Origin of the sequence: Aeromonas sp., from assembly GCF_050633025.1 — a bacterium.
GTDB lineage: Bacteria > Pseudomonadota > Gammaproteobacteria > Enterobacterales > Aeromonadaceae > Aeromonas.
Genome location: NZ_JBODRQ010000118.1, coordinates 1 through 10,412, shown reverse-complemented (window position 1 = coordinate 10,412; position 10,412 = coordinate 1). Strand labels below are relative to the sequence as shown.

The window sequence follows — 10,412 nt, the reverse complement described above, 5'->3', positions numbered from 1 at the left end:
GCAGGGTATCAGCGAACTGGCGGCCATCGGCCATGCCGTGCAGCTCCTCAAACGCGCCGTGTTTGCCGGTATCACTCGGGATCTGGATAGTGCGGATCGCCATACCGGCAAAGGTACGCTGACCTGCTTGCGCTCGCGCAGCTCCCCATCCTGGCGGCTTCGCCCCTTGCAATAGAGATAAAAAAATCCGGAACCAATGATTGGTTCCGGATTGTTCTACAGCAGAAGGATCGGCCGATGGATCCTTAACTGATCAGCATTGGCTCGATGAGCGGCTTTTTTGTTTCCGGAAACCCGAGCGGTATCAGACGTGGTTGTACATCGCCTCGATTTCGCTCTGGTACTTGGCTTCGATGATCTTGCGGCGCAGCTTCATGGTGGGGGTGAGTTCACCCAGCTCCATGGAGAAGGCGCTCGGCAGCAGGGTGAACTTCTTCACCTGCTCGAACTTGGCCAGCTCTTTTTGCAGATCGGCGATGCGTGATTCGAAGAACTCCACTACCCGGGAGTGACGCAACAACTCGCTCTTGTTCTGGTACTGCAGGTTGATGGAGCGGGCGTACTCCTCCAGCGACTCGAAGCAGGGGACGATCAGCGCCGAGACGAAGTGGCGGGCATCGGCGACAATGGCGATCTGCTCGATGAAGCGATCCTTGCCGATGGTCCCCTCGACCAGTTGCGGGGCCACGTACTTGCCGTTGGAGGTCTTCATCAGCTCCTTGAGGCGCTCGGTAAAGTAGATATTGCCCTGGCTATCGAGCTCACCGGCATCACCGGTACGCAGGAAGCCATCCTCGGTCATCACCTCGGCGGTCGCTGCCGGCTTGTTATAGTAGCCACGCATTACGGTGGGAGAGCGCACCAGCAACTCGTTGTTTTCACCCAGCTTCACTTCGATGCCGTTCAGTGCTCTGCCAATGGAGCCGAGCTTGAACTGGCTCTCTTCATAGCAACAGACGGTAGCCGTAGTTTCGGTCATGCCGTAGCCGTACTTGAGGTTGAGCCCCATGGCCTGAAAGAAGAGGTTCACATCATCGGCCAGACGGGCGCCAGCCACCGGCAGGAAGCGGGTGCGACCACCAAAACGGGCGCGCAGCTTGCGAAATACCAGTCGCTCGGCGAGCCAGAGCTGGCCGTAGAGCAGCGGGGAGGCGGACTTGCCCGCCTGACGGCTGGCAACCATCTGCTTGCCAACCTTGGTTGCCCAGCCAAACAGGGCGCGGCGCAGAGCAGGCGCCTGGGCGACTTTGGCCTGGATCATGGCGTAGGCCTTCTCGTAGAGACGAGGCACGGCGCACATCACGGTCGGCTGCACCTCGCCAATCACATCCATCACCTTCTGCGGATCGCGAATGTAGACGTTCTCGCCACCGCAATAGAGCACGTAGTAGCTCCAGGCCCGCTCGAACACGTGGCTAAGCGGCAGCATGCAGAGCGACACATCCTGCTCGTTGAGGTCCAGGCGACTGTTGTGCATCTCGAAACAGGCGGCGATGTTGCTGAAGTCGAGCATGACTCCCTTGGGCTCGCCGGTGGTGCCGGAGGTGTAGATCAGGGTCAGCAGATCATCCATCCGGTACTGGCTTTCCCGTACCCGCAGCTCCAGCTCGCTGGGCTGATGGTTGCCGGAGGCCAGAAACTCTTGAAAGTAGCTCGCTTGCGCGCAGCCGCGCAGGTTGACGTTGCTATCGAGGGCGACGATCTGGCGGATTTCGCCATCCTTTAACAGGTTGAGAGCCTGATCGAACTGGGACTGCTCGCCGACAAACAGCAGGCCGATGTTGGCATCGCGCACGATATAGCGCACTTGTTCCAGAGTGCTGGTGGGGTAGATGGGGACGCTAACGCCACGGGCGGCAAGGATACCAAGATCTGCCTGGGTCCACTCCGGCATGTTGCGGGCATAGATGCCGACCATTTCGGTTGGCTGGTGGCCGCTGCGGATCAGCGCCTGTGCGCAGTAGTCCATGGCCTGGCCCAGAGTACGCCAGCCAATGGCGCGCCATTGACCATCCTGCTGAACCCGCAGGGCCGCCTTGTTGCCAAGCCGGGCAATGCGTTCACGCATCAGTCGAACCAGATGAAGCTTCGGCATCAGTCAAACATCCTTTAATTACAGTTGTATACCCGCGAGGGCACTAAAAATCGGGTTAGAGTTTAAACTCCAAGATTACAGCTTACAAGTGTTCGCCGTTTATCTTGGATCACAAATAGCGTAAATTGCTCTTCCTTTGTGCTGGGTGGCCGATATTGCACAGGAACAAAGGGAGAGTTAACGATATGAATCTTTGGATGAAAGGGGCTCTGGCTACGTTCGGGCTCATGATGGCTGGGACCGGGGTGGTCTGGTATTTTATGGGAAAGACGGTGGGGGTTGCGAATTCCTGGTATGAGGGAGCAGAGGGGTACCAGCAGGCCCAACAGCAGGCATTGGCGCTGGGCTATCCGCTGCTCTATGTGCTGGAGACCCCCAAGTGCCGCCGCTGCAAAGCGTTGAACGAACGTCTCTGGCAGAGTGACGATATGACTATCCCGTTGAGTCGACTGGTCAAGGTGCGGCTCAATTCGGGCAAGGGGGATGGCAGCGAACAGCTCATGAGGCGGTTCCCCAAGGTAGCCACACCGCCCGGTATCTATATCCAGCAGCCTGGACAACCTCTGAAACCCATCAAGATAGCGGTAGATATTCAGCAGATCTGGATGCCGGGGAAAACCTGGCAGCAGGGCTTCTTTATGCCACTCTCCGCTGCCGGATTCGAGGCTGTGATTCACACAACTCTCTCATCGCAGGATCCGGCAATGGACAATGCCCCCCTCGATTAAGGAGGCAAGATATTTAAGCGTGACGAACTGCCTCAATCAGCCGAAATCGAACAGTCGCGACATCAACACCGCATCTTCCCGGTCATTGCCGGTGCCGTAGTAGTCGGCGCGGCGGCAATACTCGGCAAAACCGGCGCTCTCGTAGAGGTTGATGGCGGTCTGGTTACCGGCCCGCACCTCGAGAAACCAGGCCTCTGCCCCGGCTTGCTTGCTGCGCGCCAGATAGGCCTGCAACAGCGCCCGTCCCAACCCCTTGCCCTGAAACGCCGGATGCACGCAGATGTTCATCAGCGAGCTGTCTCCAGCCACCAGATCCGAGATATAGAAGCCCGCCGGGCGCCCATCGACCAGCATCAAGCCGTTGAGATAGCGAGGACCGAAGCAGGAGAGCAGGTTGGCCTGACTCCACGGCTCCTTGTGAGCGGCTTGCTCGATGGGGTAGACAAGGTCGAAATCGGCTTCGAGCAGGGGACGAAACTCAGGCATGGGGGCTCCGGATGGCAAGATGTTGGGCACTGGGCTTAGCAGAGGCGGCGTTTGTAAAATCAGGTAAAAAGAGCGGCATCACAGTGGGACTTGGCGGCATGATGCGGGATCACGCCGCGCTAGCCGCAAGGTGCTGGCGCAGCTGTTGCCACAGGGCGCGCTTTTGCGCGGCGCTGGGGGCGAGCGGGCAGATCAGCGCATCAGGCCGCGCGGTGTTGGCCTCCGTCAGCCAGAGCAGAGGGGAGGCGCCCGCCGTTTGCAGATCGGCAGGCGGCAGCTCGCTGAGCAGTGAGACCTCGTCGGGGGTCATGCCGAGCAGCTGGCAGATATCCGCCAGCAGCGTGGTGGCAGGCAGCTGAGGCGCCAGCAGCCAGAGTTTTCCGCCGGGCAGCGGAGTGCCGTTGGCAAGGGACATCTGTCCGGGCTGTGTGGCATCTTGCTCAAGCCCGGGAGAGGGGTTTGCGCCCAGCAATGCCGGACGACGCAGTTGCCAGCTTTGAATGCCCATGCGGGCCAACATGCTCTGACGAACGGGATCTTGCATTCGGGGTGACTCACTCTTGATCTACATTGGGGAAAATCGTGTAGCGCAGGGTACACTCGAACCGCTTTTGCTGCACCCTTTGCAACGCATCATCTGGCGCATGCGGGCATGGTACTCATCACGACACTGGCTATGCATGGGCGCAGCACGTTGCCGATACGGTATCGCACTGCCTTTGCGTTTTTTCCTGCCAGAGGCGGGTATTGTGCGGCAAGCGATACCAGAATAAACATCATAACAAGACAAAACCCAAGGTCGAGCAAATGGATATCGCGCCTTGGGGCTAACATTATCCCAGCTTCGGAACCGTCTCTATGTCGTCTTTAGCTCAAGCCCAGAATCCTGCGCGTCTTATTCCCATCCAGGAGCGGTTGCCCCGGCTGCTGGCCGCCCTCGGTGAGGGGCTCTACGAACGGCAGGATGCCCTGCGCCTCGGTCTGCTGGCTGCCCTCAGCGGTGAGAGTGTCTTCTTGTTGGGGCCACCCGGTATCGCCAAGAGTCTGATTGCCCGCCGCCTCAAGCTGGCCTTTCACGACGCCCGCCACTTTGAATACCTGATGACCCGTTTCAGTACGCCGGAGGAGGTGTTTGGCCCCCTCTCCATTCAGGCACTGAAAGAGGATGGCAAATACCTGCGCCTCACCACTGGTTATCTGCCAGAGGCCGAAGTGGTGTTCCTCGACGAGATCTGGAAGGCGGGCCCTGCCATCCTCAACACCCTGCTCACCGCCATCAACGAACGGCAGTTTCGCAACGGCGACAGCCAGCACCCTATCCCGATGCGCTTGCTGGTGACTGCCTCCAACGAGCTGCCGGCGCCGGACAGCGGGCTGGAAGCGCTCTACGACCGGATGCTGGTGCGGATCTGGATGGACCGGGTGCAGGAGAAAGCCAACTTTCAATCCATGCTGGCCAGCGATGGTCACGCCCACCAGAATCTGCCGGAATCTCTGCAGATCCGGGGGGATGAGTACGAGCAATGGCAGAGCCAGATTGAACAGGTGCGTCTGCCGGATGCCTGTTTCGAGCTCATCTATCAGCTGCGCCAGCAGCTCGACAGTCAGCTGGCCCATCGCTGCTATGTGTCGGATCGTCGCTGGAAGAAGGCAGTACGGCTTATCAAGGCGAGTGCCTTCTTCAATGGCCGCGATGAGGTCGCACCGGTAGATCTGCTGCTGTTCAAGGATTGTCTCTGGCATGACGAAGAGTCCCGCACCGCCCTGCTTGAGATGATGACCGAGTTTTCCCGCCTTTACGGCTATCAGCAACTGGCGATGACCCGCCAGCTGCTGGCCCTGCGCGACCAGTTCAAGCAGCTCAAACAGAGCGTGGCCCAGCGCCTTTGCACAAAAGCCCGCCAGCGCAAGCAGTGGTTTGGCCGCCGCGCCCGGGGCATCGAGATCCCGCTTGCCAATGCCAGACCCTTTGGCAAGCAGGTGCACTTCCATCTGCTCACCCCGGCGCCGCTGGATGGCAGCGATCCCGAGCGCCTCACCCGCACGCTGGTATTCGATCGCACCCTGCTCTCCCACTGGCGTCCCACCGGCGAGGCGCTGGTGGGTTATGAGTTTGGCAACCCGAAACAGGGGCATTACGAGCTGGTACTGGACGATGAGCTGCGGCTCCAGGTGCTCGATATCCAGCGGCAGCAGATCCCGCTGGTTTTGATGGAGCGCAACGCCATCCCCGAGGTGGTGCTGGCGCCCTGGTTGCAGTCGCTCGATGAGCAGCTGGTTCAGGTCGGCAAGGTGATGCAGGAGCTCAAACAGCAGCGCAGCCTGTTCGAGCGTCACCAGCAACACCTCTTTATCGCCCGGCGCTGGTTGCAGCAGGTGGAGGACAGCTTCTTTGTGCTGAACCGGGATCTCGAGCTGCTGCGCAGCGAGCTGACCCAGTGGCGCGAGCGGTTGCCAAGGCTGGACGAGTAAGGAGCGCTCATGCTTGAGATCGGCATGCTGGATCTGGGCCTTCTCATGGGAGAGGGTGAGCTGGCGGGAGAGGTGGTGGCGTTGCTGGCGGCCTCGCCCAAGATTTCCGAATTTATCAAACGCTCCCCGCTACAGGGCAAGCTGCTGAAAAAGCGCCTGCAGAGCTGGGGCGAGCAGCTTGGCGAGGAGATCCGTCACAAGCCGGTGCCGGTGGCGCTGGAGCAGGAGTACCTGCTCTATCAGGCGCATCGGCAACTGCCGATGACCGAGCTGATTGGTCGCCTGCCCGGCTTGCTGGAGTCGCTGGAGCAGTACAGCCCCTTCGCCGGTGAGGCCAGATCCTTGGTGCGTCAGCTGACTGCTCACCCCACCGAGGGGCTGCGCCAGCTCTTTATCGACAAGTGGCGCGCCAGTCTGGTGGGGAGCCTGTTGCAGTTGCAGCAGCAGATCGCCGAAGCTGAGCGGGAGAAGCAACGTCAGGAGATTGAAGATCAGCTGCTGGCGAGCCGCACCCTGGCTGATGCCCTCGATCCCAACCAGATCTCCGCTGGTGGTCTTTGGGATCTGGCTCAGGGGCACTGGCACAAGCGCAGTCTGGTGCTGGTCAAGCAGTACGCCCGCATGTTGCAGCGCGAGCCCTTGCTGGCGGAGATTGCCGGTCTGCTCGGGCGCAGCGAACGGGATCGGCGGGCGCAGGAGCAACCTGTGCCGCCGGTTCAGGTGCTGGAACTGGAACCCGCTCCCAGCGACGATGTGCCGGACGATCTGGTGGGCATTCATCAGGCGAGCGATCTGATGCGGCTGCTGCCAAGCGAGGCGGTGATGCTGGGGCTGCCGGAGCTGGAGCTGGAGTTCTATCGCCGCTATCTGGAGCGGCGCCTGCTCAGCTACCAGTCACGTGGCACCTTACCGCGCCAGCGCATCATGCTGCGCACTCCGGAGCAGGGGGGGCAGCAGTTGCAGCAGCGAGGCCCCTTTATCGTCTGCGTCGATACTTCGGGCTCCATGGGCGGCTATCCCGAGGAGTGTGCCAAGGCGCTGTTTCTGGCGCTGCTCAAGGTGGCGATGGATGAGAAGCGCGGCTGCTACCTGATGCTCTTCTCCACCGAGGTGGCGACCCTCGAGATCACCGCAGATACCGGTCTGGAGAAGGCGGAGCGCTTTCTCTCCATGAGTTTTCACGGCGGTACCGACCTGGTGCCCTGCCTGGAAAAAGCACTGGCCAAGCTCGATGAGCCCGCCTTTGCCAAGGCTGACGTGCTGGTCATCTCCGATTTTATCGCCCAGAGCTTGCCCCACGCCCTGCTCGATCAGATGAACCGCTATCGCCAGCGCCAGACCCGTTTCCACGCTGTCGCCATGTCCCGCCATGCCAAGCAGGCGCTGTTGCGGATTTTTGACAACAGCTGGCTGCTCGATTGTGGCCTGCGCGGTCGGCTGCTGCGGCGCTTCCAGCACAATTAACTCTCTGTTGAATGATAAGTGATATTCGATGACGACTTTGAGGGGGATGTTGGGGTCGCCCGGATGGAAGGGGATGCGAAACTTTATCCATTTGTTTGTTGATGTTGGCACTGAACAGCCAGAGACCATCGGCATCGGGTCAGCCTGCCAGCGCGATGATGATCAGGAACCTGCGTGCAGATAAGGCTCTCTACCGGGCAAAGGGGGCCGGGCGCAACCGGGTGGAAACAGCTGACTGACGGGCTGGGTATTTTTCACTCGCGCGGGTATAATGTCGCGCAATTTTGCTTTGACTCAGGCGAGAAGACCCATGTAACGCAACCCTCCTCCCTCTCTCCATCAGGTTGGCAACACGCCAGCTGGCGTGGCTTTCGTTGCGTATACATGTGCCGTGAGCGGCATTCCGGATTTATTCCCACGGTGGCTGATGCCACCGCTCAATAGAAGAACGTTGAATTATGTCAGCTGAATTTCTGAGTGAAGTCTCCAAGAGACGCACTTTTGCGATCATTTCGCACCCGGATGCGGGTAAAACCACCATCACTGAAAAAGTCCTGCTGTTCGGACAGGCCATTCAGCGCGCCGGTACCGTCAAGGGCCGTGGCTCGGGCCAGCATGCCAAATCCGACTGGATGGAGATGGAGAAGCAGCGTGGTATCTCCATCACCACCTCGGTGATGCAGTTCCCCTATGCCGACTGTCTGGTCAACCTGCTCGATACCCCGGGTCACGAGGACTTCTCCGAAGATACCTACCGTACTCTCACAGCCGTGGATTGTTGCCTGATGGTCATCGATGCCGCCAAGGGTGTTGAAGACCGGACCCGCAAGCTGATGGAAGTGACCCGTCTGCGTGATACCCCCATCCTCACCTTCATGAACAAGCTGGACCGCGAAGTGCGCGATCCGATGGAAGTGATGGACGAGGTGGAGCGCGAGCTGAAGATCATGTGCGCCCCCATCACCTGGCCAATCGGCTGTGGCAAATCCTTCAAGGGTGTCTACCACCTCTACAAGGATGAGACCTATCTCTATCAGAGCGGTCAGGGCCACACCATCCAGGAGAAGCGGGTGGTCAAGGGGCTGAACAACCCGGATCTGGATGCCGCCGTCGGCGAAGATCTGGCTCAGCAACTGCGTGACGAGCTGGAGCTGGTGCAGGGCGCCTCTCCCGAGTTCGATCACGATGCCTTTATCGCTGGCGAGATGACCCCGGTCTTCTTCGGTACCGCACTCGGTAACTTCGGTGTTGACCACATGCTGGATGGCCTGACTGACTGGGCGCCGTCTCCCATGCCGCGCAAGGCCGAGAGCCGCGAAGTGGTGGCGACCGAGGAGAAGTTCTCCGGCTTCGTGTTCAAGATCCAGGCAAACATGGATCCGAAACACCGCGACCGTATCGCCTTTATGCGTATCGTGTCAGGCACTTACAGCAAAGGCATGAAGATGCGCCACGTGCGCATCGGCAAGGATGTGAACATCTCCGACGCCGTGACCTTTATGGCCGGTGACCGTGAGCAGGCGGAAGACGCCTTCGCCGGTGACATTATCGGTCTGCACAACCATGGTACCATCCAGATCGGCGACACCTTCACCCAGGGTGAAGATCTCAAGTTCACCGGTATCCCGAACTTTGCACCGGAACTGTTCCGCCGCATCCGCCTGCGCGACCCGCTCAAGCAGAAGCAACTGCTCAAGGGGCTGGTCCAGCTCTCCGAAGAGGGCGCGGTGCAGGTGTTCCGTCCGCTGATCAGCAACGATCTCATCGTCGGTGCGGTCGGTGTGCTGCAGTTTGACGTGGTGGTTTCGCGCCTCAAGAGCGAGTACAACGTCGAGGCCATCTACGAGGCGGTCAACGTCTCCACCGCCCGCTGGGTGGAAGGGACCGACGTCAAGAAGTTTGAAGAGTTCAAGCGCAAGAACGAGGTCAACCTGGCCCTCGATGGCGGTGACAACCTCACCTATATCGCACCGACCATGGTCAACCTGCGCCTGGCTCAGGAGCGTCACCCTGACGTGGAGTTCCGCCAGACTCGCGAGCACTGATACTGCTTACCAAATCCCGCCAGATGGCGGGATTTTTTTATGCATCAAGGAGAGGTGATGGTTGAATCGATGAATCCTGCCTGCTCGGCTCTGGCCGAGGGTTATCTGTTATCCCTGCCTGTGACTGCACGGGCTCGTCATGTCTCGGCAGACTACTTCTGTGCTGATGAACACAATGCCAACCTCTGTGCGTCGCTGGTGGTAGCAGGACGCAAGCGAGCGACCTGTAGCCTCGCTTACTGGTATCTGGAAAAGGGCGAGCGGATGCCGGAACAGGGGGACCTACTGGTGGTAACCGACTGGAGTGGTCAGCCCAAGGCGCTGGTTGAAATAGTCTCGGTCACCTTGTGCCGATTCGATGAGATTGATGCTGCGTTTGCCGCCGAGGAGGGGGAGGGCGATGGCTCTCTGGCTTGGTGGCGCGAGGCTCATAAGGCCTTCTTCGAGCGCGAGATGAAGGCGGAAGAGAGAAAATTTGATGAGCACGCCACGCTGGTGCTGGAGCGATTCCGGGTAGTGGCGCTGCCGCAGTAAACGAAGCGGCAAGCAGGGGAGACTCCTGCTTGCCGTGGTAACTCAGTGGGCTCTCAAAAGGTGCGCAGCAAACGGGCCGGATTGCCGGCATAAGTGCCGGGTATCTCGATATCCCGGGTGACCACGGCCCCGGCACCAATGACGGAGCCCCGGCAGATGCGGACCGGCAAAATGGTGGCATTAGAGCCGATGCAGACCTCATCCTCAATGACCGTTCGGCCCCAGTGGGCCGAGTCCGGCTCGGGAGAGCCCTGCTTGAAGAGATCGTTGGCAAACATCACCCCGTGACCGATAAAGCACCCTTCACCTATGGTGACGTGCTCGCAGATGAAGGTGTGCGACTGGACTCTGGTTGAGCGGCCGATGGTGACGTTGGCCTGCACTTCCACGAAGGGGCCGATAAAGACATCGTCCGCCAGAGTGCAGCCGTAGAGATTGACGGGGTCAACCAGTTTTACCCGCTCGCCGAAGCAGACATCACGAATGCCAACGGTGTGTCGTGTCGGCTCGTTCATGATGCGCCTCTCTGTTCTAGGTCGAGCAGCATGCAGATTTCGCAATCCCCGTGGCCGGTGCAGCCAAGGGGGC

The 10,412-nt window shown here is 59.8% G+C and carries 9 protein-coding genes; 5 read left to right on the top strand and 4 right to left on the bottom strand.

Annotated elements, in window-relative coordinates; genetic code table 11:
* Positions 1–304: 304 nt before the first annotated feature.
* The gene (locus tag ACRAUW_RS14195) at positions 305–2,095 is read right to left on the bottom strand and encodes an AMP-dependent synthetase/ligase (RefSeq protein WP_431362796.1); all 1,791 of its coding nucleotides are present in this window, start codon (positions 2,093–2,095) and stop codon (positions 305–307) included.
* 185 nt (positions 2,096–2,280) lie between these two features.
* Between ACRAUW_RS14195 and ACRAUW_RS14190 the strand changes: the two genes are divergently transcribed.
* Positions 2,281–2,823, top strand: a complete 543-nt coding sequence (locus tag ACRAUW_RS14190) for a hypothetical protein (RefSeq protein WP_431362795.1) — start codon at positions 2,281–2,283, stop codon at positions 2,821–2,823.
* Positions 2,824–2,859: 36 nt separating this feature from the next.
* Here ACRAUW_RS14190 and rimI read toward each other — a convergent pair whose 3' ends face one another.
* Both rimI and ACRAUW_RS14180 read right to left on the bottom strand, forming a co-directional pair.
* A complete protein-coding gene (gene rimI, locus ACRAUW_RS14185; protein WP_431362794.1) occupies positions 2,860–3,309 on the bottom strand; it encodes a ribosomal protein S18-alanine N-acetyltransferase in 450 nt (149 codons plus the stop codon).
* 109 nt (positions 3,310–3,418) lie between these two features.
* Positions 3,419–3,853, bottom strand: coding sequence for a DNA polymerase III subunit psi (locus tag ACRAUW_RS14180; RefSeq protein WP_431362793.1), 435 nt, complete (start codon positions 3,851–3,853; stop codon positions 3,419–3,421).
* Positions 3,854–4,167: 314 nt separating this feature from the next.
* On the opposite strand from ACRAUW_RS14180, the gene ACRAUW_RS14175 reads away from it, so the two are divergent.
* The 4 genes from ACRAUW_RS14175 to ACRAUW_RS14160 all read left to right on the top strand — a co-directional run bounded on the left by ACRAUW_RS14175 (position 4,168) and on the right by ACRAUW_RS14160 (position 9,824).
* Positions 4,168–5,781, top strand: a complete 1,614-nt coding sequence (locus tag ACRAUW_RS14175) for an ATPase RavA domain-containing protein (RefSeq protein WP_431362792.1) — start codon at positions 4,168–4,170, stop codon at positions 5,779–5,781.
* Positions 5,782–5,790: 9 nt separating this feature from the next.
* Positions 5,791–7,245, top strand: a complete 1,455-nt coding sequence (viaA, locus tag ACRAUW_RS14170) for an ATPase RavA stimulator ViaA (RefSeq protein WP_431362791.1) — start codon at positions 5,791–5,793, stop codon at positions 7,243–7,245.
* 455 nt (positions 7,246–7,700) lie between these two features.
* Positions 7,701–9,290 carry a peptide chain release factor 3 gene (gene prfC, locus ACRAUW_RS14165; RefSeq protein WP_085942998.1) on the top strand — a complete coding sequence of 530 codons (1,590 nt, stop codon included), beginning with the start codon at positions 7,701–7,703 and terminating at the stop codon, positions 9,288–9,290.
* Positions 9,291–9,347: 57 nt separating this feature from the next.
* Entirely contained in the window at positions 9,348–9,824 is a 477-nt protein-coding gene (locus ACRAUW_RS14160; RefSeq protein WP_431362790.1) for an ASCH domain-containing protein, read from the top strand.
* Between the two features lie 53 nt (positions 9,825–9,877).
* Here ACRAUW_RS14160 and ACRAUW_RS14155 read toward each other — a convergent pair whose 3' ends face one another.
* The gene (locus ACRAUW_RS14155) at positions 9,878–10,339 is read right to left on the bottom strand and encodes an acyltransferase (RefSeq protein ID WP_431362789.1); all 462 of its coding nucleotides are present in this window, start codon (positions 10,337–10,339) and stop codon (positions 9,878–9,880) included.
* Between the last annotated feature and the right edge of the window lie 73 nt (positions 10,340–10,412).